27 protein-coding genes are annotated in these 26,076 nt (G+C 31.7%); 12 read left to right on the top strand and 15 right to left on the bottom strand.

The genetic code is table 11. From position 1 onward, the window contains the following. Window positions 1–34: 34 nt before the first annotated feature. Complete coding sequence (locus tag WHA43_RS09115; RefSeq protein ID WP_105046746.1) at window positions 35–997, bottom strand: sodium-dependent bicarbonate transport family permease; 963 nt, start codon at window positions 995–997, stop codon at window positions 35–37. A gap of 88 nt (window positions 998–1,085) precedes the next feature. On the opposite strand from WHA43_RS09115, the gene WHA43_RS09110 reads away from it, so the two are divergent. Further along, window positions 1,086–2,018, top strand: a complete 933-nt coding sequence (locus WHA43_RS09110) for a LysR family transcriptional regulator (RefSeq protein WP_105046745.1) — start codon at window positions 1,086–1,088, stop codon at window positions 2,016–2,018. On the opposite strand, the gene WHA43_RS09105 is transcribed toward WHA43_RS09110, so the two are convergent. Next, window positions 2,010–2,540, bottom strand: a complete 531-nt coding sequence (locus WHA43_RS09105; RefSeq protein WP_105046744.1) for a CvpA family protein — start codon at window positions 2,538–2,540, stop codon at window positions 2,010–2,012. The genes WHA43_RS09110 and WHA43_RS09105 overlap by 9 nt on opposite strands. Before the next feature lie 86 nt (window positions 2,541–2,626). On the opposite strand from WHA43_RS09105, the gene WHA43_RS09100 reads away from it, so the two are divergent. Beyond that, complete coding sequence (locus tag WHA43_RS09100; protein ID WP_105046743.1) at window positions 2,627–2,986, top strand: hypothetical protein; 360 nt, start codon at window positions 2,627–2,629, stop codon at window positions 2,984–2,986. On the opposite strand, the gene WHA43_RS09095 is transcribed toward WHA43_RS09100, so the two are convergent. After that, window positions 2,983–3,777: an SDR family oxidoreductase gene (locus WHA43_RS09095; protein WP_105047359.1), complete on the bottom strand. Its 795-nt coding sequence runs from the start codon at window positions 3,775–3,777 to the stop codon at window positions 2,983–2,985. The genes WHA43_RS09100 and WHA43_RS09095 overlap by 4 nt on opposite strands. Window positions 3,778–3,877: 100 nt before the next feature. On the opposite strand from WHA43_RS09095, the gene WHA43_RS09090 reads away from it, so the two are divergent. Next, window positions 3,878–5,248, top strand: a complete 1,371-nt coding sequence (locus tag WHA43_RS09090) for a TlpA family protein disulfide reductase (RefSeq protein ID WP_105047358.1) — start codon at window positions 3,878–3,880, stop codon at window positions 5,246–5,248. A 25-nt stretch (window positions 5,249–5,273) separates the two neighbouring features. Here WHA43_RS09090 and WHA43_RS09085 read toward each other — a convergent pair whose 3' ends face one another. From WHA43_RS09085 to WHA43_RS09075, 3 genes are read right to left on the bottom strand one after another with little or no spacing between them, the layout of a single operon-like run. Continuing rightward, the gene (locus WHA43_RS09085) at window positions 5,274–5,633 is read right to left on the bottom strand and encodes a YraN family protein (RefSeq protein WP_105046742.1); all 360 of its coding nucleotides are present in this window, start codon (window positions 5,631–5,633) and stop codon (window positions 5,274–5,276) included. A 9-nt stretch (window positions 5,634–5,642) separates the two neighbouring features. Then, on the bottom strand, window positions 5,643–6,626 hold the full coding sequence (locus tag WHA43_RS09080) for a S66 peptidase family protein (RefSeq protein WP_105046741.1): 984 nt from the start codon (window positions 6,624–6,626) through the stop codon (window positions 5,643–5,645). Next, on the bottom strand, window positions 6,623–7,318 hold the full coding sequence (locus tag WHA43_RS09075; RefSeq protein ID WP_226742879.1) for a hypothetical protein: 696 nt from the start codon (window positions 7,316–7,318) through the stop codon (window positions 6,623–6,625). The genes WHA43_RS09080 and WHA43_RS09075 overlap by 4 nt, the downstream gene beginning before the upstream one ends. 40 nt (window positions 7,319–7,358) lie before the next feature. Between WHA43_RS09075 and metG the strand changes: the two genes are divergently transcribed. From metG to WHA43_RS09055, 4 genes are read left to right on the top strand one after another with little or no spacing between them, the layout of a single operon-like run. Continuing rightward, the gene (gene metG / locus WHA43_RS09070; RefSeq protein ID WP_105046740.1) at window positions 7,359–9,428 is read left to right on the top strand and encodes a methionine--tRNA ligase; all 2,070 of its coding nucleotides are present in this window, start codon (window positions 7,359–7,361) and stop codon (window positions 9,426–9,428) included. 2 nt (window positions 9,429–9,430) lie between these two features. Then, window positions 9,431–10,840 (top strand): hypothetical protein, encoded by a 1,410-nt coding sequence (locus WHA43_RS09065; protein WP_105046739.1) that lies wholly within the window; start codon window positions 9,431–9,433, stop codon window positions 10,838–10,840. Window positions 10,841–10,860: 20 nt separating this feature from the next. Further along, window positions 10,861–12,399 (top strand): sugar porter family MFS transporter, encoded by a 1,539-nt coding sequence (locus WHA43_RS09060; RefSeq protein WP_105046738.1) that lies wholly within the window; start codon window positions 10,861–10,863, stop codon window positions 12,397–12,399. Next, entirely contained in the window at window positions 12,400–13,302 is a 903-nt protein-coding gene (locus tag WHA43_RS09055; RefSeq protein WP_105046737.1) for a histone deacetylase family protein, read from the top strand. Between the two features lie 7 nt (window positions 13,303–13,309). On the opposite strand, the gene WHA43_RS09050 is transcribed toward WHA43_RS09055, so the two are convergent. The 3 genes from WHA43_RS09050 to WHA43_RS09040 form a co-directional block, all read right to left on the bottom strand. After that, window positions 13,310–15,526, bottom strand: a complete 2,217-nt coding sequence (locus WHA43_RS09050) for a xanthine dehydrogenase family protein molybdopterin-binding subunit (protein WP_105046736.1) — start codon at window positions 15,524–15,526, stop codon at window positions 13,310–13,312. A 19-nt stretch (window positions 15,527–15,545) separates the two neighbouring features. Beyond that, window positions 15,546–16,007, bottom strand: a complete 462-nt coding sequence (locus WHA43_RS09045) for a (2Fe-2S)-binding protein (protein WP_105046735.1) — start codon at window positions 16,005–16,007, stop codon at window positions 15,546–15,548. Between the two features lie 140 nt (window positions 16,008–16,147). Then, window positions 16,148–16,483: a single-stranded DNA-binding protein gene (locus tag WHA43_RS09040; protein WP_105046734.1), complete on the bottom strand. Its 336-nt coding sequence runs from the start codon at window positions 16,481–16,483 to the stop codon at window positions 16,148–16,150. 173 nt (window positions 16,484–16,656) lie between these two features. Here WHA43_RS09040 and WHA43_RS09035 point away from each other — a divergent pair, with 173 nt between their 5' ends. Beyond that, a complete protein-coding gene (locus WHA43_RS09035; protein ID WP_105046733.1) occupies window positions 16,657–17,205 on the top strand; it encodes an HNH endonuclease in 549 nt (182 codons plus the stop codon). A 17-nt stretch (window positions 17,206–17,222) separates the two neighbouring features. Beyond that, complete coding sequence (locus WHA43_RS09030; RefSeq protein WP_105046732.1) at window positions 17,223–17,576, top strand: hypothetical protein; 354 nt, start codon at window positions 17,223–17,225, stop codon at window positions 17,574–17,576. Window positions 17,577–17,599: 23 nt separating this feature from the next. Here the strand turns inward: WHA43_RS09030 and WHA43_RS09025 are convergent, their stop codons facing one another. Continuing rightward, a complete protein-coding gene (locus WHA43_RS09025) occupies window positions 17,600–18,070 on the bottom strand; it encodes a CBS domain-containing protein (protein ID WP_105046731.1) in 471 nt (156 codons plus the stop codon). 104 nt (window positions 18,071–18,174) lie between these two features. Here WHA43_RS09025 and WHA43_RS09020 point away from each other — a divergent pair, with 104 nt between their 5' ends. Next, window positions 18,175–20,472, top strand: a complete 2,298-nt coding sequence (locus WHA43_RS09020; protein ID WP_105046730.1) for a M20/M25/M40 family metallo-hydrolase — start codon at window positions 18,175–18,177, stop codon at window positions 20,470–20,472. On the opposite strand, the gene pyk is transcribed toward WHA43_RS09020, so the two are convergent. From pyk to WHA43_RS08995, 5 genes are all read right to left on the bottom strand, one after another. After that, on the bottom strand, window positions 20,473–21,900 hold the full coding sequence (gene pyk, locus WHA43_RS09015) for a pyruvate kinase (protein WP_105046729.1): 1,428 nt from the start codon (window positions 21,898–21,900) through the stop codon (window positions 20,473–20,475). A 5-nt stretch (window positions 21,901–21,905) separates the two neighbouring features. Continuing rightward, complete coding sequence (locus WHA43_RS09010) at window positions 21,906–22,376, bottom strand: IPExxxVDY family protein (protein ID WP_105046728.1); 471 nt, start codon at window positions 22,374–22,376, stop codon at window positions 21,906–21,908. 85 nt (window positions 22,377–22,461) lie between these two features. Beyond that, a complete protein-coding gene (rnc, locus tag WHA43_RS09005) occupies window positions 22,462–23,199 on the bottom strand; it encodes a ribonuclease III (RefSeq protein ID WP_105046727.1) in 738 nt (245 codons plus the stop codon). 3 nt (window positions 23,200–23,202) lie between these two features. After that, window positions 23,203–24,456 carry a beta-ketoacyl-ACP synthase II gene (fabF, locus tag WHA43_RS09000; protein ID WP_105046726.1) on the bottom strand — a complete coding sequence of 418 codons (1,254 nt, stop codon included), beginning with the start codon at window positions 24,454–24,456 and terminating at the stop codon, window positions 23,203–23,205. A 7-nt stretch (window positions 24,457–24,463) separates the two neighbouring features. Continuing rightward, a complete protein-coding gene (locus WHA43_RS08995; RefSeq protein ID WP_105046725.1) occupies window positions 24,464–24,700 on the bottom strand; it encodes an acyl carrier protein in 237 nt (78 codons plus the stop codon). Between the two features lie 173 nt (window positions 24,701–24,873). Between WHA43_RS08995 and WHA43_RS08990 the strand changes: the two genes are divergently transcribed. Then, window positions 24,874–25,446 carry a phosphoribosylglycinamide formyltransferase gene (locus tag WHA43_RS08990; protein ID WP_105046724.1) on the top strand — a complete coding sequence of 191 codons (573 nt, stop codon included), beginning with the start codon at window positions 24,874–24,876 and terminating at the stop codon, window positions 25,444–25,446. Further along, window positions 25,439–26,074, top strand: coding sequence for a viroplasmin family protein (locus WHA43_RS08985; RefSeq protein WP_105046723.1), 636 nt, complete (start codon window positions 25,439–25,441; stop codon window positions 26,072–26,074). Before WHA43_RS08990 ends, WHA43_RS08985 begins: the two co-directional genes overlap by 8 nt. The last annotated feature ends 2 nt before the right edge of the window (window positions 26,075–26,076 follow it).

Genomic DNA, 26,076 nt, shown 5'->3' with positions numbered 1-26,076 from the left:
TTTAGTTTTACAAAACTACTTATAAAACATCACTTTAAAATAACTGAACAACCGCATAATAAATGGGCATCCCAATAGTAATATTAAAAGGGAAAGTAATTGCTAATGCCATAGGAATATAAATTCCTGCATCTGCTCTTGGCTCTGCTAATTTCATAGTTGCAGGAACAGCAATATATGAAGCTCCTGCTGCTAAAATGGCAAATAACAACCTATTTCCATCACTTTCTGTGATAAAACCACTCAAATATGCTACCAACATTCCGTTAAAAAGCGGAACAATAATTCCAAATACGAATAAAAATACCCCATATTGTTGAAATCCTTTAATTCTGCTGGCAGTAACCATTCCCATTTCTAATAAAAAAAGTGATAAAAATCCTTTAAAAATATCGGTTGTAAAAGGTTCTATTCCTCTTGCTTGTGTGGCATCAGACACCAAACCAATCACTAAACTTCCTACTAACATTAACACACTTCCACTTGTAAATGAGTGTTTTAAAACAGCAGAAACCGATTTTTTATCCGTTTTTGTAGTATCATTCAGCATAATCAAAATAACTCCAACAATAATTGCAGGAGATTCCATTATTGCCATAATTGCAACCATATGTCCACCAAAAGTGACTCCTTGATTTTCTAAAAAAGAAACTGCCGTTACAAAAGTTACTGCACTTACTGATCCGTATGCAGCAGCAATTACACCTGCATTTGGCGTACCAACTTTTGATTTTAAAATATAAAACGTATATATAGGCACAATTACAGAAAGCGCAATGGCAAATAAAATGGAATATAAAATTTCTGAATCAAAATCACTATGAGATAGTTCTTGACCTCCTTTAAAACCAATCGCAAATAATAAATACAGAGAGATGAATTTTGATGAAGAATCAGGAATTTTCAAATCGCTTTTTACAAGCGACGCAATAATTCCCAAAACAAAAAACAATAACACTGGGTTTGTTAAATTACTGATTAAAATATCAATATTCATTTTGGTCGATTTTAAATTGCAGCAAAACTAATTCCATAAATTCATATATTTTTATTTAATTTTGTTATGCAACACATTAACATTATTTATGAACTTTACCTTACATCAATTAAAGGTATTTATTACCATAGTTGAACACAAAAGTATAACAAAAGCTGCAAATGAATTGAATATGACACAACCAGCAGCATCCATACAACTAAAAAACTTTCAGGATCAATTTGAAATTCCGTTGTCAGAAGTAATTGGAAGGCAATTTTATGTCACTGAATTCGGGAAAGAAATTTATCAAATTGCGCAAGAAATCCTTAATAAAACAGAAACCATTCAATACAAAACAGAGGCTTTTAAAGGCTTGCTTTCTGGAAAATTAAGAATATCTGTAGTGTCAACTGGAAATTATGTAATGCCCTATTTTTTAAATGGATTTTTAAAAAAACATCCAAATGTGGAATTGGTTTTAGACGTATCAAACAAAACTAATGTCATTAAAGATTTAGAGCAAAATTTGGTCGATTTTTCGCTAGTTACAGTCAGTCCAACGCATTTAGAAATCAATGAATTGCCAATTATGGAAAATAATTTGGTGTTGGTAGCTTCAAAAAACAACACGCTTTTGAACAATGATAACAATGAAAAGTCGATTTTTAAAACCATTCCATTAATTTTTAGAGAAGAAGGTTCAGGAACAAGACATACTATGATGGAATTTTTTAAGCAAGAAAAAATTGCTCCAAAAACGCAATTGGTTTTAACATCTAATGAAGCCATAAAACAAGCTGTTGTGGCTGATATTGGCGTTTCAATTGTGTCGTTATTGAGTATTAAAAATGAATTGCTACAAAACGAAATTAAAATAATCCCAACAAAAGGATTGCCTTTACAATCAACTTGGAAACTTATTTATCTAAAAAAGAAAGAATTATCGCCAGTTGCAGCTGCATTTTTAGCGTATGTAGCCTCAGAAAAAGAAAGTGTCTACAAGCAATATTTTGATTGGTTAGATGCTATTTTAGAGTAAGGCTTTTTTATAGTCAAAAACCCTTTTCCAGTCTTCAGGTTGTTCAGTAATTGAAGGAAAAAGTGTGGTTGAGATTATTTTAATTGGTTCATACAAAACTGATTCTTCTTTAACTTTTTCTGTTAGAAAAGGAATTTTGGTTTTTATTTTATCCATAAAAACAAAAATAAAACTAAAGATAAGTGCCGTTTTTAAAACCCCAAAAAAACCACCCAAAAGTTTATTGACCAATCCTAAAGCGGTTATATCGGCCAATTTTGTCAATAATTTTCCTGTAAAAATGACCAATAAAACAACGCCTAAAAAAGTAATAATATATCCTACAATTTTATTGGTTCTGCTGCTCCACCCTAAAATACTATCGCTTAAAAAATCTTCTGCATAATAGGAAAAATGAATAGCTACATAAATTCCCAACATCACTGCTACTAACGATGCAATTTCTGAAAAAAGTCCTTTTATAAAACCGCTTATAAAGCCTAAAACTAAAAAGGAAACCAAAACAATATCAAAAACAGTCATTGAAAAGAAAATTTATCCAAACCTACACCTTTTTTTTACAATTTAAAAATGAAGCGAGTATCTTTACATTTTTAAAATAGTGAATAATGACTAAAGTGGAAAGCTTAAAAGAAAAATGGGATTTTTTAGTAGAAAAACTAACCGAAAAATTTTCTGATGGAGAGGAATTAAATTTAGATGGAATTATTTATTTAATTGGTGTTCAAGAACTTGGACAAGGTTATCGCGCTTTTAAAAAAGATGAAAAAGTCAATTTAATGCACATTGCCATTTGCAAATTATTAGAACCTTATGGCTATTATGAATTCGATTTTTTTGATGAAGAAGGTTGGCCTCATTATAAAATTATTACTGAATTGCCCAACTTAAAACCAGGCGAACAAACCATTTTAATGAAAGAAGCCATTTTGGGTTATTTTGATGCAATTGAGTTTTTTAAAGATTAAGTAACACTCAATTTCCGAATCATAATAGACAAAACTTTCGGAAAAAATCGTTTTACGAAAACGCCCAATTTCTCTTTAAACCCGCCAATATATACTTCCTCTTTTTTTTGTTGAATTGCTTTTGCCATTAATTTTGCAAAACGCTCAGGTTGCATTCCGTTTTTTGTAGCAACATCCATTTTTTGTTGCGGAGTTCCATTGCCAGTCAACGCATTTTTGGAAACATTGGTATTTACAAACCCTGGACAAACCAACGTTACTAAAATATTATCGTGAAAATGCTCCGCACGCAAACTGTCAAAAAAACCATGCAATGCGTGTTTGCTTGCTGCATAAGTTGAACGTAAAGGCGTGCCAATTTTACCAACAATACTAGTGGTTACCACAAAATGTCCGCTTTTATTTTCAATGAAATGGGGCAAAATCGCTTTTGTTAATGCCACTGTTCCAAGATAATTAATGTCCATCAAACGTTTGTCAACCAAAATATCAGTATCTTTTACTAAAGAACGCTGACTAATTCCGCCATTGTTTACCAAAATATCTATCTTGCCAAAAACGGCAATTGCTTCCGTAACTTTTTTAGAAACCTGCGTATAATCTTCTAAATCTAAAGGAATGATTTGAACATTTTGGGGAATTTTACATTCTTTTTTTACCAATTCTAAGCTATTGATATCTCTTGAAGAAAGAATCAATTTGGCATTTTGTTGGCTCAATTCAATGGAAAGGGCTTTTCCAATTCCGGAAGAAGCTCCTGTAATCCAAACAATTTTATTTGAAAAATCCATGGGCATAATTTTAACGTTACAAGATACCAATTTTCAGCTAGAAATAGTACTTTTGATGTGAATTTGAAAAATGAATCAAAAAAGAAAAATTGACACAAAAATGACAAAAACAATCCTTGGATTCTTAATTTTCGTTAGTTCAATAAGTTTTTCACAACATAAAATTAAAGGAATTTTGGTTCCAAAAGTGAAAACAGATTGGGTAATTTTATATAAAATTGAAGGCACAAAACAAGTTTTTATAAGCAATACCAATTTAAAAACGGATTCTTTAAAAATTGGAAACAAAAAAGAAGCAGTAAGTGTTTTTGAAATCACACTTCCTTCCAATGCAAAATCAGGCGCTTACAGAGCAACATACGCTTTAGAAGGTGCAGGTTCTGTTGATTTTTTCTTCCATAAAGAGGATGTTACTTTTCGTTTAAATCCACAATATCCTGATGAAACGATTACTTTTTTAAAATCCGAAGAAAATAAATTATACAAAGAGTATCTAGCAAAAATTAGTGCAGCTCAAGAAAAGCTTGATTCTATTCAGATTTCAGCGTTTCAAAATCAAGGAACAAAAAACAAAGAAGCTTACAAAAAAGCACTCGCAAAAGTGCTAAAAACACAACAAAAATATGAAGAGCTTGCCAAAAATAAGTACATTTTTCCATTGGTAAAAGCAACTTTACGGAACAATATTCCTGAAATTGAAACTTCACCAGACGCTTACATGGAGGCAATGAAAGTTTCGTATTTTGATAAAATCGATTTTTCGAATGAAACATTGAAAAACTCTTCATTTATCACAGACAGAGTTGCTGATTTTGTATTTTATTTAAATTTTTCAGATGACGAAAAAACGCAACAAAACTTGTACAAAGAAGCCATCAAAAAAGTACTTGGAAAAATAAAAAGTCAAACGTATCAAAAAGAAATTATTGAGTATTTAATTACTCAATTTGAAGCCACTAAAAACCTTGAAATTATTGATTATATTTTTGAAAATCAATATAATAAATTGCCAGAAAATTTACAAGACACTACATTTAAAAAAGAAAAATTAGCCTTATTTGCAACTGAAATTGGTAGAATTGCCCCTAATTTTTCTTGGACAGAAAAAGGTAAAAAGATGCAATTATCTACCTTAAATGATGCATCACAATATGTATTGGTTTTTTGGAGTACAAGTTGCTCACACTGTTTGCGCGAAATTCCGCAATTACACACTTTTATGAAAGACAAAAAAAACATAAAAGTCATTGCTTTTGCACTTGAAAAAGAAGCTTCTGCTTGGGAAAGTTTTTCAAAAACAAATCTTTTTGGATTTCATAATGTCGTGGGTTTAAAAAAATGGGAAAACGAAATTGCCAGAACCTATCAAATTGTAGCTACACCAACTTATTTTGTATTGGATAAAAACAAAAAAATCATCGCAAAACCTGATGAAATTGATGATGTTAAGGCATTTTTTAATAAGAAATAAATAGAATAACTTTTTAAAACTCCATTTAAAAATACAAAAAAGCATCCTCTAAATGTTCTAATTTATGAGTGTTTTTTTCTAAGGTTATGGCAATAATATCAAAACGAACATTGACATCTAAATTTCGTTTAGTAACATAAAAGTCAATTGCAGAAACCAACAACTTTATCTTTTTTTTGGTCACAAAATCTTCTGGATTTCCGAAATAATTAGATGTTCTTGTCTTTACTTCTACAGCAATTAATGTGTTTTCTTTCTGTGCAATTATATCAACTTCTGCCTTTAAATACCGATAATTACGCTCACAGATTTTGTAGCCTTTATCTAGTAAATAGTCAATAGCCAATTGCTCTCCAATTTCTCCTAATTCGTTGTGTTCAGCCAATTTTTTATTTTATTTCTGATGAAAAACTACTATTGAGGTATCTTTTTGAATGGTTATATCCACTTTTCTTCCAAAAAATAAGGCTCTATTGTCTGCTTCATGACCAGCAGGAAAATCAAATAAAACCGGAATTTCCTTTGGTAAAACATCCAAAATTAGCTCTTCAATAGTGCTTCCCCAAGAGGTAGAATTTTTCCTGATTTTAGAGAAATTTCCTAACATAACTCCTTTTACATTTTTAAAATAACCCGCTCTTTTTAAACTCTGCAACATTCTGTCAATGGCATATTCATACTCCCCAATTTCTTCAATAAAAAGGATTTTTCCATCTGTTTTTAACTGACTTTTAGAACACAACATCGACATCAAAATGGATAAATTTCCGCCTACAATTTCTCCCGATATTTTTGCATTTCTATTGTATTTTGAAGACGGAATTTCATAACGCAATTCTTCACCAAAAAGTGCTTTTTTAAAGCTTGCGATCGTTTCGATAATTTCTTCTGGTTTTTCCTCCAAACTTGTAGGCATCATCGCATGTAAAGTTTCAAAACCCAATGAATTCAGGTGATTGTGAAAAGCAGTTATATCAGAATATCCAACAATCCATTTTGGTTTTTTTCGAAATTTTGAGAGATTTATTTTATCCAAAATTCGCACAGACCCATAACCTCCTCTTGCTGCCCAAATGGCTTTAATAGTTGGATCGTCTAAAGCTTCCTGAAAATCTTGTAAACGCTCATCATCTGTACCTGCAAAATGATTGTTTTGATTAAAAACATTTTTACCAATAACTACTTTTAATCCCCAAGATTCAAGTAATATTTTTGCATTTTCAATAGTTGTTTCTCTGTTTTTTAAAATTCCTGCAGGAGCAACAATTGCAACTGTATCTCCTACTTTTAAATAGGATGGTTTGATAAATTTTTCTTGACCAAAAGAAGAAGTAATATTCAATAAGAAAAAAGTAAAAATTATCAATTTATTTTTCATTTGCCATAATTTTTATAATTGCCTAATCCAATGGTAAGTCCAAGTCCTACACTTGATTTTTTTGCGATATTTGCATATAATTTGATGCCACTTGAAGCACCAAAACTTGTTAATTTACCAACTGGAATGAATCCAAAAATCTTAAATCGCTCTTTTTGGGGATTGAACCAATTTATTCCAATTTCTAATGGAAAACCAATATAATCATCGTTACTAACAAGAATATCATCCTGAGTTTCCTTAAAATTGACTTTTGATATTCCTCCTGAAAAATGATACGCGAATTCATTTTTAATATATCTTTTTCCAATTAAAAAAGAATATTCTTTTAATGATTTACTAAAAACATTATAAGGAAAAAACACTAAAAAATAATCCGCTTCATAAATTCTACTTGTCTCTAAAAATCGAAAAGTGAACAAATTATTTTTTCTTTGATAATTGAAACTAAAACCTCCTGAAAACCCTTTAACTGCACCAGATGAATAACTAATTATCATCTCACCAAAATAAATAGAATTACTTTTAAAAGGAATTGTGTCAAGTTCTTTTTGTCCAAAAACGGATAAAAAACTCATCATAAAAACAAATAAAAGTAATTTGTGGTTTTTCAAATTAAACACAATTTTCAATCTTTGTAAATGTATCAATTTCAATCGAAATTCAACCGCTGTTTTTTGTACTTTTGCCAATCAAACAAAGATTTTTATTCATAAATCAACCCAAATTTTAATGAATACTCCAAAAAGATATACTATCACAGCTGCTTTACCCTATACAAATGGGCCAATTCATATTGGACATTTGGCTGGAGTTTACGTTCCTGCAGATATTTATGCAAGATATTTACGTTTAAAAGGGCAAGATGTTGCCTATATCTGTGGTTCAGATGAGCATGGTGTTGCCATTCCAATGAAAGCAAAAAAAGAAGGTGTTTCTCCACAAGAAATTATTGATAAATACCATACAATCATCAAAAAATCATTTCAAGATTTCGGAATTTCTTTTGATAATTATTCCAGAACTTCGGCTGAAATTCATCATAAAACAGCTTCCGAATTTTTTACAAAATTATACAATCAAGGAGATTTTATTGAAGAAACTACTGAGCAATTATTTGACGAACAAGCCAATCAATTTTTGGCAGATCGTTTTGTGGTTGGTACTTGTCCAAAATGTGGATTTGATGGCAGTTATGGAGATCAATGCGAAAGTTGTGGTACAAGTCATAATGCCACAGATTTAATCAATCCAAAATCAGCAATTACTGGAAATATTCCTACTGTAAAAGAAACCAAACATTGGTTTTTGCCTTTAGACAGGTATGAAGATTTTTTACGAAAATGGATTTTAGAAGGTCATAAAAACGATTGGAAACCCAATGTTTACGGACAAGTAAAAAGTTGGATTGATGACGGTTTGCGTCCAAGAGCAGTAACTCGCGATTTGGATTGGGGAATTCCTGTGCCACTTGAAAATGCTCAAGGAAAAGTATTGTATGTTTGGTTTGATGCGCCAATTGGATACATTTCCTCTACCAAAGAATGGGCTGCAAGAGAAGGCAAAAATTGGGAAGATTATTGGTTAAAAGACGACACCAAATTGGTTCATTTTATTGGAAAAGACAACATTGTTTTTCATTGCATTGTGTTTCCAAGTATGTTAAAAGCACATGGTGATTTCATTTTACCTGAAAATGTCCCCGCAAATGAATTCCTGAATTTAGAAGGAAATAAATTGTCAACTTCAAAAAATTGGGCAGTTTGGTTACACGAATATTTAGAAGATTTTCCAAATCAACAAGATGTTTTGCGTTACACGTTAACCGCAAATGCACCAGAGACAAAAGACAATGATTTTACTTGGAAAGATTTTCAGGCAAAAAATAATAATGAATTAGTAGCTATTCTTGGAAATTTCATCAATCGAGTTTTTGTGTTAACTCATAAATATTATGACGGATTTGTGCCAACTCCAGGAGAATTTTCGGCAATTGATGAAGATGTTTTGGCAGCTTTAAAAGCATTTCCAACCACAATTGGCAATGCTATTGAACGTTATAGATTTAGGGAAGCTTCACAAGAATTGATGAATTTAGCACGTTTAGGAAACAAATATTTGGCGGATGAAGAACCTTGGAAAGTAATCAAAGTAGATGAAGAACGCGTAAAAACAATCATGTTTGTTGCCTTGCAAATTGTTGCTGGTTTGACAGTTGTTTCTGAACCATTTTTACCTTTTACAGCAACCAAATTGAAGAATTTATTGAACATTGTTTTTTGCAAAAAAGACAAAGGAATTTCTTGGGCGGATGTTGCTGAAAAAGATATTTTATTGCAACCTAATCATCAAATTTCACAAGGAGAATTGTTGTTTTCAAAAATTGAAGACAGCACTATTGAAGCACAATTGGAAAAACTGATTGCTACCAAAAAATCAAACGAACAAGAAAACAAACAAACTTCTCCGCAAAAACCAACCATTGATTTTGAAGATTTTACGAAATTAGACATCAGAATTGGAACTATTTTAGAAGCAGCAAATGTGCCAAAAACGAAAAAATTATTGCAACTAAAAGTAGATGTTGGAATGGATGTAAGAACCATCGTTTCAGGAATTGCAGAAAGTTTTTCACCATCAGAAATTATAGGGCAACAAGTAAGTGTTTTGGTCAATTTAGCTCCGAGAAACATCAAAGGAATTGAAAGTCAAGGGATGATTTTAATGACTGAAACCAAAGAGGGTAAATTGGCTTTTGTAGAGCCTTCTGAAAAAGTTACGAATGGAAAAGAAATAAGTTAACAATGATGATTAAAAAAATTTTATTCTTTTCTATTTTATTAGTGTCAAGCAACCTTTTAATATCTCAACAAAGATTAGTTTCATTTATAAATGACTTAAAAACAACTACTTCAAATTTAAAAGATGCAATACCAATTGTAAATGAAAAAACAGGGGAAATTGGGTATTTTATTGTTGATGCAAAAAATGTTTATGGATATAAATTAAATTCAGAATTTCAAGTCATAGACAAAATGGTATCTGAAGAAAAAAGTAGAGAATATAAAACTTTAATTGGATCAAGCGTTTCAGAATCAAATTCATATCGAGTTTTTTTAACAAATAAAAACAAAAATAAATTTTCTTCAATCAATTTCTCTTTTGAAAATAAAATTAGTTCTTCAAGTGATTTTATTATAAGTTCAGAAGAAAATTTCATACAAACTATTGACAGGAACAATCAATTTTATTTGATAACAGGGTCTAAATTAAACTATGACATCTATATCTATACTTTTGATGAAAATGGAGTTCCTAAAAAAAATCTAATAGAAATTAATATTATTGATAATAAGAAAAATTTATCTATTATACCAATTTTAATAAATTCTGGTTCAATCAAAAAAATTGAAGATAACACACCAATATCAATAGAGTTAGCTTCGGAAAAAGTAAAAATGTACTCAAGAGAAAATTTGATTGTTTTCACTACAGACAATAACAACAAATTTACCCAAGTTTTTGAAATAGATTTAAATACTTTTCAATCTTCGTTTAATAGATTTAATAAACCCATTTTTGAAGGGAATTCAACAAAGACTAATTCATTTTTAAATGGCGATGTTATCAGTACTTTAGCAGTAAATAAAGAAAATTTATCTATTGATTTTTTAAACTACAAAACTGGTGAATTAATAAAAAATTTAACAGTTAATGCTGATGAAACTATAATTTTTAAAAACACTCCAATTATACAAGAAGGAGGCAGTTTTGAGGATTATAGAGAGTTAGAAAAAACGAAACAGTTTTTAAGAAAAATTTCGTCTAGCAATGCTGGAATTTCTTTCAGAAAATTTTATGATAAATTCCATGTTGTAATTGGAGGCTATGTGATACAAAGAACAAATGGGGCAATGATGATGCCTTTTGGTGGAATTCCAATCGCAGGCATTGGTAATGTTACTGTATTTTTTAATCCAACTCAGTTAGCATTTAATTCAGCGTCCAATAATAAGGCAACAAGAATAGAATGTTTATTTGATCAAGAATTTAATCATTTTGAAGGGATAATTGGAAAAAATGCCTTTGATAAAATGCAAGATTACAGTATTAAAAACCCTGGAGAAACAGTTTTTAAATATAAAAACTACTTTATTAACGTTGATTATCATTTATTTTCAAATGAAGTTATTTTTAGAAAATTTGAAGATTAAGTTGGTTTAAACTAAAAATTATGTCAAAAAAACTCGCACTCATTGCATTTGTAGTCTCTTTAGGAGGATTTTTATTCGGATTTGATGCCGGAATTATTTCTGGGGTCATGTCGTATGCAAGTCCTGAATTTCAATTAACGGAGCTTCAAGAAGGTTGGGTGGTGAGCTCGCCCTCTTTTGCAGCCATGATTGCCATGTTATTTTCAGGAAGATTGAGTGACATTTTTGGTAGAAAAAAAATCTTACTGATTGTCGCATTTTTATATGCTTTGTCTGCTTTATTATCAGCAGTTGCGAATTCTTACGAAGTTTTATACATCGCAAGAATGATTGGTGGCTTGGCTTTTGGTGCGGCTTTGGTATTGGCACCTATGTATATTGCAGAAATTTCAACTTCCAAAAACCGAGGGAAATTAGTAGCAATTCAGCAATTAAATATCGTTTTAGGTTTTTTTGCTGCATTTTTAAGCAATTATTTTTTCAACAAATACAATACTCCTGAAAGTTCTTTTTTGACTGATGAAAATGTTTGGAGATACATGTTGGGGGTAGAATTGATTCCGGCTTTGCTCTATTTTTTCTTCTTGTTTTTTGTACCAAAAAGCCCAAGATGGTTGTATGTAAAAAACAAACCTGAAGAAGCAAAACGAGTTTTAATCCAAATTCATGGAAAAATTACTGCTGATGAAGAAATTGCTACCATCGAAAAAAATAGTTCTCATGAACTCACAAAATCAAAAGTAAGTTTCAAAGAATTACTTAAACCAGGCTTGAAATTTTTATTTTTAGTAGGATTGGTAATCGGAATTTTACAGCAAATTACAGGCATCAACGCTGTCTATTTTTATGCAACTTCTATTTTTAAACAAACAGGAATTGGCACAGATGCTGCGTTTTCATCCGGAATTTTATTGAGTTCAGTCTCTGTAATTTTTACCATTATTTCCATGTATTTGATTGATAAAACTGGCAGAAGATCACTTTTATTAGTAGGTACTTTTGGCATTGCTTTTAGTTTGATTTTATGCGCTTACGGATTTCAAAAAGCAACGTATCAACTCACTACTGAAAAAATAAATAATCTTAATTTCGAAAATTCATCCAAATTATTAACCATAGAAAATACGGTTTTTACAAACGATTTAGATTTTAAAAATGCTGCAAAATCGGCTTTAGGATTAGCTGTTTATCAAAAAAATGATGGCGCTATTTTAGAGGCAGCAACTAACATCAATGCAACTTTAGTTTTAATTGGAATTTTAGGATTTATTGCCTGTTTCGCATTTTCATTAGGTCCTGTAATGTGGGTATTGTTATCGGAAATTTATCCTATAAAATATCGTGGTTTGGCAATAGGAATCATTGCATTTATCAACTCTTTGATTAGTTCTTTGGTGCAATTGATTTTCCCTTGGGAATTGTCAAATTTTGGCAATGCATTGACTTTTTTTATCTTCGGATTTATTGCCTTGATTGGATTTTTTGTGATGTTAAAAATCGTTCCAGAAACCAAAGGAAAATCTTTGGAAGAAATTGAACAAGAATTTGTAAAAGCATAAATGCTAAAAATAGCTTTTCATCCTATTTATAAACATCCATTGCCTGAAGGTCATCGTTTTCCAATGGAAAAATATGATTTACTTCCACAGCAATTAGTGTACGAAGGTACTTGCAAAACAGCTAACTTTTTTGAACCTGAAATTCCCAATTACAAACACTTTTTTACAGTTCACAATTCGGACTATTTTTTTGAATTATTAAATGGAACACTTTCACAAAAAGCAGCCAGAAAAATAGGATTTCCGCTTTCTGATATGCTAATCAAACGTGAAATGATCATTGCTGATGGCACCATGAAAGCATCTGAATTTGCGATTCAATTCGGAATTGCCATGAATATTGCAGGAGGCACACATCACGCATTTTCAAATCGTGGTGAAGCTTTTTGCATGTTGAATGACCAAGCAATTGGTGCAAAATATTTGCAAAATAAGCAATTGGCAAACAAAATTTTAATGGTTGATTTAGACGTGCATCAAGGAAATGGCACTGCAGAAATTTTTCAAAATGATGAGACTGTTTTTACCTTTTCAATGCATGGAAAAAGCAATTACCCATTTCAAAAAGAAAAAAGTGATTTGGATATTGCGCTAGAAAATAATACGAATGATGAAACTTATTTGTCGATTTTAAAGGAAACATTGCCAAAACTCATCCATCAAGAAAAACCTGATTTCATGTATTATTTATGTGGTGTTGATGTGATTGCCACAGATAAATTAGGCAAACTTTCCCTAACTATTGAGGGTTGCAAAGAACGTGACCGATTTGTGTTACAAACTTGTTTCGATGACAAAATTCCTGTGATGTGTTCTATGGGAGGAGGTTATTCTCCTGATATAAAAACGATTGTAGAAGCACATGCAAATACCTTTCGTTTGGCGCAAGAGATTTATTTTTAAAAAAACTTTACCCCACAACAGAACTCTTCTTTAACGCTTTTACAAAAGGTTGGCTATAAACTCTTTTCCCTAAAGCAGCATTGATTGCGTTGGCAACTGCACCACCTGCAGGAGGCAATCCTGGCTCTCCTAAACCTGTTGGAGACGACTCATTTTGTAAAAAATGCACTTCTACTTTCGGAGTTTCTTGCATGCGAATCAATCTATATACATCAAAGTTTTGGGCAGTTGGTTTTCCGTTTTCAAATGACATATCCCCAAACATGGCATGTCCAATTCCATCAATTACACCACCTTCCACTTGGTTTTTAGCTCCTGAAACATTGATAACAACACCACAATCTACAGCTACAGTTACCTTTTTAATGATTGGAAAACCATCTTTCAACTCAATATCTGCTACTTCTGCAACATGGGTATTGTGACTATAATACGCTGCAAAACCTTGGTAAATTCCGTTTGGAGTTTTTCCCCAATTTGATTTTTCTCTGACTAATTTAATGGCATTTTCCATGCGTTCGCCAGAATATTGAATGCGTTTATCTGTCGTATTTTTCACCTTTTGTAATAAATCTAAACGCAATTGAATTGGATCAATATTGATGGCAGCAGCCAATTCATCAAAAAAACTTTGCTCAGCGAACGCTAAGAAATTGGTGTAAGGTGCTCTCCAAGCACCAGTGGTTATACTACTGTTATAGGTAGCAGCCTCTACTTTATAATTCGGAATACATCCTGCAGGAAAAAAATGAGCGATTGAGCCATACATATTTCCGTTAATAGCAGCTTCTTTAAGATGATATCCTGTGATTTTTCCGTCTTTAATGGCAGCTTTTATGCGATATTTTACAGAAGGTTTATATACACCTGTGGTCATATCATCTTCTCTTGCAGAAACCATCTTTACAGATTTTTGAATTTTATTAGAAATTTCTGCAGCTTCCATCGCAAAATCTGAATACAATCTTCTTCCAAAGCCTCCACCCATTCTCGTCATTTCAACTGTAATTTCTTCTACTTTTCTATTTAACAAAACAGCAACTGCTTTTGAAACTTCTTCTGGGGTTTGAGTTGGACCAACCAATTCAATTTTTGATGCAGTTACGTTTGCATAAAAATTCATAGGTTCTAAGCAATTATGGGGTAAAAATGGCGAATGATACGTTCTTTCAATAACGGAATCTGCTTGTTTAAAAGCATCATTAATGTTGCCATCTTCTCTAATTACTTTTAAAGTATCACCATCTAAAAGCGTGGTTAATTTTTGATCATGAAACGTTGAGCTTTCCAATTCAGTGGCTGGTTTCCAGTTTGCTTTGATGGCTTTTTTGGCTTTCAATGCAGCCCAAGTTGACGTTGCAACTACCACAATTTTATCACTTTCACTTAAAATTGCTGTCCAACTTACATATCCTTTGCTTAAAAAATTTCGGGCTTTTTCTCCAATAGTAAACACATCTAGCACTCCAGAAATTGATTTGGCTTCTGTTGCATCAAACGAAACCAATGTTTGACCAAAAGCTGGAGGTCTAACCACAGTTGCATATACCATTCCTTCTGTTTTGAAATCCAATCCAAAAAGTGGTTTTCCTGTGATGATTTTATCGATATCAACATTGACAATTTCTTTGCCAATGATGTGAAAATCTTTGATGTTTTTAAGTGAAACTTTTTCAGGAATTGGCAACGTAGCTGCTAATTTTACTACATCTCCATAATTCAATGTTTGTCCTTTGACATTTGAAATAATTCCTTTGGATGCAGTACACGTTGATGGATCCACATTCCATTTTTGAGCAGCAGCATTGATAAGCATTTGCTTGGCAGTTGCCCCTGTTTGGCGTAACACATTCCAATTACTTCTTATGGATTGACTTCCACCTGCAATTTGTCCTTTGAAACTTTTAGTGTCTAAACCAGCTTGAACTACAGTAACTTTATTCCAATCAACATCCAATTCTTCTGCAATAATCATTGGCATGGAAGTTTTTACTCCTTGTCCAATTTCAGGATTTGGAGAAAAAATAGTGACAAAACCTTCATCAGAAATTTTGATATATGCGTTAAAATCATTGAAATTTAAGTTTTCAATAGATGTTGGCATGATTGCTTTTGGTTTACAGGCTGCTACAAGATTGAAGCCAATAAGCAACCCTCCACTTGCTAAAAGAGATGTTTTTAAGAAGTTTCTTCTACTAAAATCGATATTTGTTTGAGATTCCATGTGTTTCTTTTTTAGTGGATTAAGACATTTTTTGTGAAGCAACTTTCACTGCTTTTTCTATTCTGTTGTATGAGGCGCATCTGCAAATATTTCCATGCATAGCTTCTCTAATTTCTTCTTCTGTTGGATTTTTATTTTCTGCTAAAAAAGCAGCAGCTGTCATGATTTGCCCTGCTTGACAATACCCACATTGTGGCACATCAATTTCTTTCCAAGCTTCTTGCACAGGATGTGTTCCATCAGCAGACAAACCTTCAATAGTTGTAATTTTTACATCTTCTAAAAAAGAAATTGGCATTTGACAACTTCTAGTTGCCATGCCATCAACATGAACTGTACAAGCACCACATTGCGCAATTCCGCACCCAAATTTGGTTCCTACCATATTGAGTTCATCTCTTAAAATCCATAACAAAGGTGTATCTGCATCAGCAGTTACAGTTTTTGTTTTTCCATTGATTGATAAGGTATATGTTGGCATATGAAGCAGATTTAATTTACCGCAACAAGTTACAAAAAATATTTTGATGATTTTTACAAACAAATTTTAGGAAAATCTTGCAAAAAAAAATCCGAACTTCAATAGAAATTCGGATTTTCAAAACAAAAAGAACTAACGATTTACTTTCCCCCTAACATCAATAATTCGTTTACCAAAATTTCTGTAATGTATCTTTTATCACCATCTTTAGTGTCATAAGATCGATTTGTTAATTTGCCTTCAATGGCAATTTCTTGTCCTTTTTTAACATAGCCTTCCACTACTTTTACCAAACCACCACTTACAACAATATTGTGCCAATATGAGCGCTCTACTTTATTACCGGATTTGTCTTTGTAGCTATCATCTGTAGCCAAAGAAATTTTTGCGATTTTTTTTCCATCTTGGAAAGTTACTACTTCTGGATCTTGACCCAATCTTCCAATCAACTGTACTGTGTTTCTTAACGTATTCATAAGATAAGTTTTAAAAAATGATTAATTTATTTTTGTCAATTCGTTTTGACACTGCAAAGATGTGACAGCAAAAAAGGTTTATTCGGTTGAAAAGCAATTACTTTCGATTGTAAACGTTTGTAGTCGTTTACTATCAAATAAAAATTGTACATTTACACTTATAAAACCTTATTATGAAAGCATTTAGGAATGAAGAATGGAAATTGCTAACAGATGAAAAATACGATGCTGAAAAAGAAAAAATTTTAATCTCGAATTATGGTCGTGTTAAAAGAGAAATTGCCACAAATGATTTTAAAGAAAAAAAACTAACCACCATAAATAGTTTCAACACCTTTTCATATCCAAAAAAAGGGAAAAAAAGTCCTTCCGCATTTTACGTTCATAAGGCAGTTGCAGCAGTGTTTTTAAAAAAACCAGAAGGTGCAAAATTTGTAATTCATAAAGATCATGATTTAACCAATAATCATGTTTCTAATTTGCAATGGGTAACTCAAAAAGAGTTAACAATGCATCAATTAAAAAATCCAAAAAGAATTGCAAAATTTGGTATAAAACCCGCTGCAAAGTTATCTGAAGCTAAAGTAAGAGTTATCAAAAAAAAATTGCTAGATCCTAATAGAAGAACTCGTTTGCGAATAATTGCGAATCAATTTGGTATCACAACCACGCAATTGTATCGAATTAAATCAGGAGAAAATTGGGGTGAAATAAAAGTATAAAAGAAAATGTAATTGCTATGACTAAAAAAAATTGCCTTGAATGTGGTGAGAAAATTACTGGTAGAATTGACAAGAAATTCTGCTCTGATTATTGCAGAAATACGTATAACAATAGTATTGCCAAAGACAGCAAAAATTTGGTTCGGAACATCAATAATCGATTGAAAAAAAATTATAAAATTTTATCCGAATTAAATTCATCAGGCAAAACCAAAGTTTCTAGAACCAAGTTGTATGACAAAGGTTTTGATTTTCAGTTGTTCACATCCATCTATCAAACAAAAACAGGAAACACCTATTTTTATGTATATGATGAAGGTTATTTAGCGTTAGAAAATGATTTGTTTTTATTGATTAAAAAGGAAATTTAAACCCTTAAATAATAATTTGAAAATCACCAAGTATTCCCTTTTACCTTTAAAGCTGCTTTTAAAACATCTTTTTGACTTAATTGTCCTAAAAGAACGCCGTGTTCATCAACAACAGGAAAACGTCTTCTGCGCGAAGCTAAAAACTTAAAAGCGGCATCAAAAATATTCATATTTTTATCAATCGTATCAACATCTGTTACCATGTTGTTGCCTACAGTATTGTTGATATCTGAAGGCATGTTGTAATATTTGCTTTCAGAAATATGTTTGATGCAATCAGTCTCGGAAATAATGCCAATCAATTCATTTTTATCATTCACAACAGGTCCACCAGAAATATGGTGTTTTATCAACAAAGCAATCACATCATCCAAAGAATCCTCAGCTTTAAATGTGATTAATTTGGTTGTCATATAATCTGAAACCAAAATTTGTTCTTCTGCTTTGTTTGTTTGAGATGTATCTCTTTTTCCTTGAAAGCTTTTAATTCCCATAGTAGATTGATTTTAAGTTGATTGAAATTTACATTTTTTTTGAATGGAAGTCAACAAATCAACAAAGTTTTTTTTTCATACTTTTATGCAATCAAATTTCTCTAATGAAAAAATACGCATCACTCATTGCAATCCTTATAGTTTTAGGGACAATTTACTGGAGTTTTTCCGATTTAAAACCTAGTATTTCAAGCCAAAAAGAGCTACTTCAAACAGGTTTTTCATTAGATAGTGCATTGTTTCATTTAAAAAACATCAGTCAAAAACAGCATTATGTTGGTTCTGAAGGGCATAAAGAAGTTCAGAATTACTTAGTTTCAGAACTCAAAAAATTAGGTTTTGAAGTTGAAATTCAACAAAAAGTAGCTGTCAATAAAAAATGGTTTGCAGCAACAAATACCGAAAATATCATTGCAAAACTACAAGGAACCTCTTCAGGAAAAGCCTTGTTATTACTTTCGCACTACGATTCTGCCATGTTTTCTTCTACAGGCGCTAGTGATGCAGGATCTGGAGTAGTTATTATTTTAGAGGGAATTAGAGCGTTTTTAGCCAAAAATGCAGCTCATAAAAACGATATCATTCTGTTATTTACTGATGCTGAAGAATTAGGATTGTTGGGAGCACAAGCTTTTGTTACACATCATCCTTGGGCAAAAAATATTGGTTTGGTGCTCAATTTTGAAGCACGTGGAAGTGGTGGTCCTAGTTATATGTTATTAGAAACAAATGGAAAAAACAGCAAACTTTTAACGGAGTTTTTAGCTGCAAAGCCTAATTTTCCTGCAGCAAATTCATTAATGTATAGTATTTATAAAATGCTGCCAAATGATACTGATTTGACAGTTTTTAGAGCAAATGCGAATATCAATGGTTTTAATTTTGCATTTATTGGCGATCATTTTGATTATCATACAGCACAAGATTCTTTTGAACGGATGGATCGTGAATCGTTGTTACATCAAGCTGATTATTTGATGACGTTGTTACCCCATTTTGCCAATTCAAATTTGGAGAATTTAAACTCAACAGAGGATTTTGTGTACGTGAATTTTCCTTTTATTGGCATGTTAACATTCTCTTTTTCGTGGGTTTTACCTTTTTGTTTTATTGCCACTTTTTTGTTTTTAGTGATTCTTTTCTTTGGAATTGGGTTGAATAAAATCACCATAAAAGGTTCTTTAAAAAGCTTTGTCCCGTTTTTACTTTCAACAGTTTTGGCTGGAGGAATTTCTTATCTGCTTTGGAAATTAATCGTTTTGATTCATCCTCATTACAAAGATATTTTACACGGTTTTACCTATAATGGATATGGATATATTGTTGCTTTTATATTCTTGAATTTATATGTAATTCTAAAAATTTATAACTCTTTTTTCAAAGAAGAAAAACCTGCAAGTTTGTTAGTTGCTCCCATCTTTTTTTGGTTGATAATCAATTTTGTAATCAGTTTTTACTTAAAAGGTGCTGGATTTTTCATCATTCCTGTTTTTAGCGCTTTGTTGATTTTGGCAATTGCTGTTTTCACCAATTTGAATAAACACATTCTTAAAATTGTATTTGCGATCACTTCAATTCCAACAATATATATTTTTGCTCCTTTAATTAAAATGTTTCCTGTTGGTTTAGGATTGAAAAATCTTTTTATCAGCGGAATTTTAATTGCCCTAGTTTTTGGATTATTAGTGCTTGTTTTCTTTGAAAAAAAGAATCAATTACTGGTGAAAATTTCAGGAGTTTTTGCATTGATTTTCTTTGGATATGCCACTTTTAATAATGGTTTTACTGAAGAAAATAAAAAACCTAATAGTTTGGTATATGTTCAGAATGATGATGAAAAAACTGCTTATTTTGGCACCTATAATCAAACTTTAGATGCTTATACAGAGCAAATTTTTAATGACGGATTTAAGGAAGGAAGTTTGCAAAATGCCGAAACAAAAAGCAAATACAATACGCGTTTTCGCTTTTATAAAGAAACGGAATTTAAAGATATTGAATCTTCGAAAATCAAGATTTTAAAAGATTCTACTCGTGGAGAAAACAGGATGATTGAGCTTGTTTTGAAACCAACAAAAAAAATCAATAGATTGGAATTTATTACCAATCAAAAAATATCCTTAACAAACTTTACAGTCAATGACGCCTTGATCAATGAAGGAAAAGAATACACTGTTAAAAAAGGTACTTTTTTAATTTATTATGTAGCAAATGCTGACAAAGAAATTACAGTTTCATTAACCGTTGATAAAAAAGAGGCACTAGACATCATTGTCAATGAAATTTCATTTGATTTACTTTCACATCCGAAGTTTTCAATCAAACCAAGATCCGCTGCAATGATGCCTATGCCATTTGTTACTAATGATGCAATTATCATCAGTAAAAAAATAAAACTTTAGTTATTTTATTTCAGAAACTCGTAAGGTATTTACCATTCCTCGAGCTTCAGCTGGCATAGAAGCCAAATTGATAACAATATCACCAGATTTTACAAAACCCTTTTCTTTGATAATTTGGTTGATGTCTTCAACTGTATCATCAGTAGAAAGGTCTTTGTCATAATAATATGCTCTTACTCCCCAAAGTAAATTGAGTTTTCCTAAAATACGTTTGTCTGTAGAAAAAGTTAAAACGTGAGTTCTTGGTCTCCAAGCTGAAATTTGAAAAGCAGTGTATCCACTATTTGTTAAGGTACAAATTGCAGCTGCGTCTGTATTATTTGCCATTAATGCAGCATGATGACAAATGGATTTTGTAATGAAACGATTTGTTCTAACTGTTGGTGCTTCGTGTGGAACTTTAATCATTTTTGAATGTTCAACACTCATAATGATTTCAGACATTTTTTGAATTACTTTGATTGGATGTTTTCCAACTGAAGTTTCTCCAGAAAGCATTACAGCGTCAGCTCCATCCATAATTGAATTCGCAACGTCATTTACTTCTGCTCTTGTTGGTACGGCATTTTCAATCATTGTTTCCATCATTTGAGTAGCAATAATTACAGGAATTCTGGCTCTTTTTGCTCTCCTAACAATTTTTTTCTGAATCAAAGGCACTTCTTGCATCGGAATTTCAACTCCCAAATCACCACGAGCTACCATCAAACCATCACAATAAGGAATCAATGCGTCTAAGTTTTTAACAGCTTCTGGCTTTTCAATTTTTGCAATAATCGGAATTCTATAATCTGAATGTTGTGCAATTAAATCGCGTAACATTCTTAAATCATCTGGAGTTCTAACGAAAGATAAGGCAATCCAATCTACTTTTTGACCAATGGCAAAAACGGCATCTTCCATATCTTTTTCTGTCAAAGCAGGTAAAGAAACATTGGTATTAGGAAGGTTAACTCCTTTTTTAGATTTTAATTCTCCACCAACAATCACTTTCACAACAACTTCATTTTCTTTGTTTGTAGAAATTACTTCGAACATCAATTTTCCGTCATCAACCAAAATATTTTCACCAACTTTTACATCTTTTGGGAAACGTTGATAGGTCATGTAAGCTTTTTCTTTGGTTCCAATACATTTATCAGTGGTGAATGTAAACGTATCCCCAGCGTTTAATTCTACGCCATCTTCCATAACGCCAACACGTAATTTTGGACCTTGTAAGTCTGCCAAAATTGCAACGTTCCATCCATTTTCTTCATTGATTTCTCTAATCGTTTTAATTTTGTTTTCAACATTTGAATAGTCTGCGTGTGAAAAATTTACCCGAAAAACATTCACGCCATTTCTGGCTAACTCTGTTAAAACTTCTTTAGAATCTGTTGCAGGACCCAATGTCGCTACAATTTTGGTTTTATTATAATTTGGCATAATTTTTAAAATATTAAAAAATCTTTTGATTTTAAACTGTCTGTATCAATTGAATAAGAGGTAATTACTTGTTCAATAGTTTTAATTTTTTTGATGGTTTTAGAAATAAAAGATGGTTCAACTTCTCCAGAAATTTTGATGAAAAAATCGACATTCTTTTTCTCAGGTATTAAATATGTTTTGGTTTCTGTGGTTAATAAAAGTTGGTTTTCTGAAGTGCTATTTTCTGTTTTTGAACTGTTTGCAATCAGATACCAATCGTATTCATATGTGGTGTTTTGATAATTAAAAATTGAAAAAAATGCTTTGTTTTGATTATTTTCAATCACTAATTCTTTCTTTAATTTATAGAAATTGGTAGATAAATTTTTATTTAATAAATACGCTAACTTATAATCCTCTAAAGTAGTGTGAATACCAATTAATGAGTATTCGTCTTCAAAATAAGAATCATGACTTAGCGAATGAATTTGCATAAAAATGAATCAATTAGACATTGGGTGCTAAATTACTAATAGTTTATGAGTTTTAAATGGATTTTAACGAAAAGCATTTCGTTAATTAGTTCGTTGTAATTTGCTTTTGAAAGGCAAAATAGACTCTTTTTGCAGCAAGCTCTTCAGCTTTTTTCTTAGAGGTTGCTCTTCCTTTGGCAACTTGCACACCATCAATACTAACTTTTACACTGAAATGTTTTATCAGTTCATTGCCAGTATCTTCGTAAGTTTCAAACTTATATTTTTTCTTTTGTTTTTGGCACCACTCAATAATTAACCCTTTGTAGCTGGTGATTTTTCCTTCTAGTTTTTCAATATCCACATGTGGAATAATAACATTTCTATAAATAAATCGTTCGCAAATATTATACCCTTTATCAAGATAAATAGCTCCAATTAAAGCTTCGAAAATATTTCCATGAATATTATCTCCAATATTTGTCTGGTCGATATTACTTTTTACAAATCGAATTAAATTCAATTCTTTTCCAAGTTCGTTTAAATGCTCTCTACTTACAATTTTAGATCGCATTTGAGTTAAATATCCTTCAGAAGCAGTGGGTACTTTTTTATATAAATACGCAGCAATTACTGATCCTAAAATAGAATCGCCCAAAAACTCAAGCCGTTCATAATTCATAGGATTTCCCTCAACATCTACTAATTGAATAGATCTATGGGTAAAAGCTTTTCTGTATTTTGAAATATTTCTAGGAGAAAAATTGAGTATTTTTTTTAATTCGTTATAAAATTGTTGATCCTCTTCAGAAAAAGAATGAACTATTTTACTAATAAAATTCATAAACTACTCATCAAGTTTCTTGAAAGCTACACAAGCATTGTGACCACCAAAACCAAACGTATTGCTCATTGCAACTTTAACGTCTCTCTTCTGAGCTTTATTTAACGTTAAATTTAATAATGGATTGATGTTTTCGTCAACAGTTGTATGATTAATAGTAGGAGGAACTATTCCATGCTTTATAGTTAAAATAGTAGCAATTGCCTCAATGGCACCTGCAGCACCCAACAAATGTCCTGTCATTGACTTTGTTGAATTGATATTGATGTTTTTGGCATGTTCGCCAAACACTTCTGAAATTGCTTTTAACTCAGCAACATCTCCTAAAGGCGTTGAAGTTCCATGAGTATTGATATGATCAATTTCTTCAGGACGCAATCCTGCGTTTTCTAAACAGTTTTTCATTACTGCAATTACACCAATTCCCTCAGGATGTGGGGCAGTCATGTGATATGCATCAGAAGACATTCCTCCACCAACAAGTTCTGCATAAATTTTTGCACCTCTTGCTTTGGCATGCTCATACTCTTCTAGTACAATGGCACCTGCACCTTCACCTAAAACGAATCCATCTCTTTCAGCATCAAAAGGTCTTGAGGCTGTTTCTGGACTTTCATTTCTTGTTGATAATGCGTGCATTGCATTGAAACCTCCCATGCCTGCAATAGTTACTGCAGCTTCAGAGCCACCAGTAACAATGATATCACAAGTACCTAATCTGATATAATTTAATGCATCAATCATGGCATTTGCAGAAGAAGCACATGCAGAGACTGTAGTATAATTAGGACCCATAAATCCATTTTTGATGGAGATGTTTCCTGGAGCAATATCAGCAATCATTTTTGGGATGAAAAAAGGATTAAACCTCGGAGATCCATCACCTGCGGCAAAATCGAGTACTTCGTTTTGAAAAGTCTCTAAACCTCCAATTCCTGCACCCCAAATAACGCCCACTCGTAATTTATTGATTTTATCAAGATCCAAACCTGAATCTAAAATTGCTTCATCTGAAGCAACCAAAGCATATTGCGTAAAACGATCCATTTTACGCGCTTCTTTTCGATCAATAAAATCGGTGACATTAAAGTTTTTTAATTCACATGCAAAACGAGTTTTGAACTTGGCAGCATCATAGTACGTTACGGGCGCAGCTCCACTAACTCCATTAATTAAGCCATTCCAATATTCATCTATAGTATTACCAATAGGCGTTAATGCGCCAAGTCCAGTGACAACAACTCGTTTTAATTGCATATAAATATTACTTTTTTGCGCTTTCTATGTAGCTAATTGCTTGACCAACAGTTCCAATGTTTTCTGCTTGATCGTCTGGAATTTGAATATCGAATTCTTTTTCGAATTCCATAATCAATTCAACAGTATCCAATGAATCTGCTCCTAAATCGTTTGTGAAGCTAGCTTCTAATGTTACCTCGTTATCGTCAACACCTAATTTGTCTACGATAATCGCTTTTACTCTTGATGCAATGTCTGACATAATTTTTTAGTTTTTAAAATTTAAATCGGGGACAAAAATACAAATCTTATTAGTTTTATCTAATTTTTGTCGAAAAAATGATGTTTAAAAGTAAATAAAAAACTTTTAACTTTTAAAAAAAATAGCTCTTTGTTCATAATTATTGCTTTTTTTTGTAATCTCTTACGAATTATATGATACGAATTGTTGTTTTTGCCTCTGGCTCTGGAACGAATGCCGAAAATATTATCAATCATTTTAACAACTCTAGCAAAGTAGTTGTAACAAATGTGCTTTGCAACAATCCAACTGCCAAAGTTTTTGATCGCTGTGAAAAACTTAATGTTCCTTGTTCTTTATTTGAAAAAGAAGCATTTTTCAAGGAAAATACAGTGCTTCATTTTCTACTTCAAGAAAAAACGGATTTTATCATTTTAGCGGGTTTTTTATGGAAGATCCCAAAAAATATTTTGGCTGCATTTCCTAATAAAATCATCAATATTCATCCTGCATTGTTACCAAAATATGGTGGAAAAGGCATGTATGGAATGCACGTGCACAATGCTGTAAAAGCAAATAACGAATCTGAAACTGGCATTACAATTCATTATGTGAATGAAAATTATGATGAAGGTGCCATTATTTTTCAAGCAAAAACAGCTCTTTTATTCGAAGATACTCCTGAAACAATTGCCGCAAAAATTCATTTGCTAGAGCAAGAACATTTCCCAAAAATGATTGAAAACGTCGTGTTGAAAGATGGCTAAAACTAAATTTTATGTGGTTTGGAAAGGTAGAAAAACAGGCGTTTTTACTTCTTGGAGCGTTTGCAAACAACAAATTGACGGATTTGAAGGCGCGCAATACAAATCTTTTAGTGATTTAGAAGAAGCTGAAATTGCATCTAAAGGAAATTATAACGATTACAAAGGAAAAGACACCCAAAAACCTGTTTTATCTGCTTCAGAAAAAATAAAATTTGGAACACCTATTTTAGAAAGTATTGCAGTAGATGCAGCTTGTGCTGGAAATCCAGGAATCATGGAATATAGAGGTGTTTTTACCCATAATAAACAAGAGATTTTTAGAAAAGGTCCCTATAAAAACGGAACAAACAATGTTGGTGAGTTTTTAGCATTGGTTCATGGAATTGCCTTATTGAAATCTAAAAATCAAGAAAACATACCTATTTATTCTGATTCTAAAACAGCCATTAGTTGGATTCGTCAAAAAAAATGTAAAACAAAACTCGAATTCAATGAATCAAATGCAACATTGAAAGGCTTAATTCTAAGAGCAGAAAAATGGTTGCAAGAAAATACATTCAAAAATCCGTTGTTAAAATGGGAAACAAAAGCTTGGGGTGAAATTCCTGCTGATTTTGGAAGGAAATAATT

The sequence above is a fragment of the Polaribacter gangjinensis genome (assembly GCF_038024125.1).
Taxonomy (GTDB): Bacteria; Bacteroidota; Bacteroidia; order Flavobacteriales; family Flavobacteriaceae; genus Polaribacter; species Polaribacter gangjinensis.
Note: the sequence above shows the minus strand (reverse complement) of the source record. Positions and strands in the feature narration are given on the sequence as shown.

Coding starts and splice junctions, on each gene's coding strand:
- WHA43_RS09115 (WP_105046746.1), bottom strand. CDS start 997: ATGAATATTGATATTTTAATCAGTAATTTAACAAACCCAGTGTTATTG.
- WHA43_RS09110 (WP_105046745.1), top strand. CDS start 1,086: ATGAACTTTACCTTACATCAATTAAAGGTATTTATTACCATAGTTGAA.
- WHA43_RS09105 (WP_105046744.1), bottom strand. CDS start 2,540: ATGACTGTTTTTGATATTGTTTTGGTTTCCTTTTTAGTTTTAGGCTTT.
- WHA43_RS09100 (WP_105046743.1), top strand. CDS start 2,627: ATGACTAAAGTGGAAAGCTTAAAAGAAAAATGGGATTTTTTAGTAGAA.
- WHA43_RS09095 (WP_105047359.1), bottom strand. CDS start 3,777: ATGGATTTTTCAAATAAAATTGTTTGGATTACAGGAGCTTCTTCCGGA.
- WHA43_RS09090 (WP_105047358.1), top strand. CDS start 3,878: ATGACAAAAACAATCCTTGGATTCTTAATTTTCGTTAGTTCAATAAGT.
- WHA43_RS09080 (WP_105046741.1), bottom strand. CDS start 6,626: ATGAAAAATAAATTGATAATTTTTACTTTTTTCTTATTGAATATTACT.
- metG (WP_105046740.1), top strand. CDS start 7,359: ATGAATACTCCAAAAAGATATACTATCACAGCTGCTTTACCCTATACA.
- WHA43_RS09065 (WP_105046739.1), top strand. CDS start 9,431: ATGATGATTAAAAAAATTTTATTCTTTTCTATTTTATTAGTGTCAAGC.
- WHA43_RS09060 (WP_105046738.1), top strand. CDS start 10,861: ATGTCAAAAAAACTCGCACTCATTGCATTTGTAGTCTCTTTAGGAGGA.
- WHA43_RS09055 (WP_105046737.1), top strand. CDS start 12,400: ATGCTAAAAATAGCTTTTCATCCTATTTATAAACATCCATTGCCTGAA.
- WHA43_RS09050 (WP_105046736.1), bottom strand. CDS start 15,526: ATGGAATCTCAAACAAATATCGATTTTAGTAGAAGAAACTTCTTAAAA.
- WHA43_RS09045 (WP_105046735.1), bottom strand. CDS start 16,007: ATGCCAACATATACCTTATCAATCAATGGAAAAACAAAAACTGTAACT.
- WHA43_RS09040 (WP_105046734.1), bottom strand. CDS start 16,483: ATGAATACGTTAAGAAACACAGTACAGTTGATTGGAAGATTGGGTCAA.
- WHA43_RS09035 (WP_105046733.1), top strand. CDS start 16,657: ATGAAAGCATTTAGGAATGAAGAATGGAAATTGCTAACAGATGAAAAA.
- WHA43_RS09030 (WP_105046732.1), top strand. CDS start 17,223: ATGACTAAAAAAAATTGCCTTGAATGTGGTGAGAAAATTACTGGTAGA.
- WHA43_RS09025 (WP_105046731.1), bottom strand. CDS start 18,070: ATGGGAATTAAAAGCTTTCAAGGAAAAAGAGATACATCTCAAACAAAC.
- WHA43_RS09020 (WP_105046730.1), top strand. CDS start 18,175: ATGAAAAAATACGCATCACTCATTGCAATCCTTATAGTTTTAGGGACA.
- pyk (WP_105046729.1), bottom strand. CDS start 21,900: ATGCCAAATTATAATAAAACCAAAATTGTAGCGACATTGGGTCCTGCA.
- WHA43_RS09010 (WP_105046728.1), bottom strand. CDS start 22,376: ATGCAAATTCATTCGCTAAGTCATGATTCTTATTTTGAAGACGAATAC.
- rnc (WP_105046727.1), bottom strand. CDS start 23,199: ATGAATTTTATTAGTAAAATAGTTCATTCTTTTTCTGAAGAGGATCAA.
- fabF (WP_105046726.1), bottom strand. CDS start 24,456: ATGCAATTAAAACGAGTTGTTGTCACTGGACTTGGCGCATTAACGCCT.
- WHA43_RS08995 (WP_105046725.1), bottom strand. CDS start 24,700: ATGTCAGACATTGCATCAAGAGTAAAAGCGATTATCGTAGACAAATTA.
- WHA43_RS08990 (WP_105046724.1), top strand. CDS start 24,874: ATGATACGAATTGTTGTTTTTGCCTCTGGCTCTGGAACGAATGCCGAA.
- WHA43_RS08985 (WP_105046723.1), top strand. CDS start 25,439: ATGGCTAAAACTAAATTTTATGTGGTTTGGAAAGGTAGAAAAACAGGC.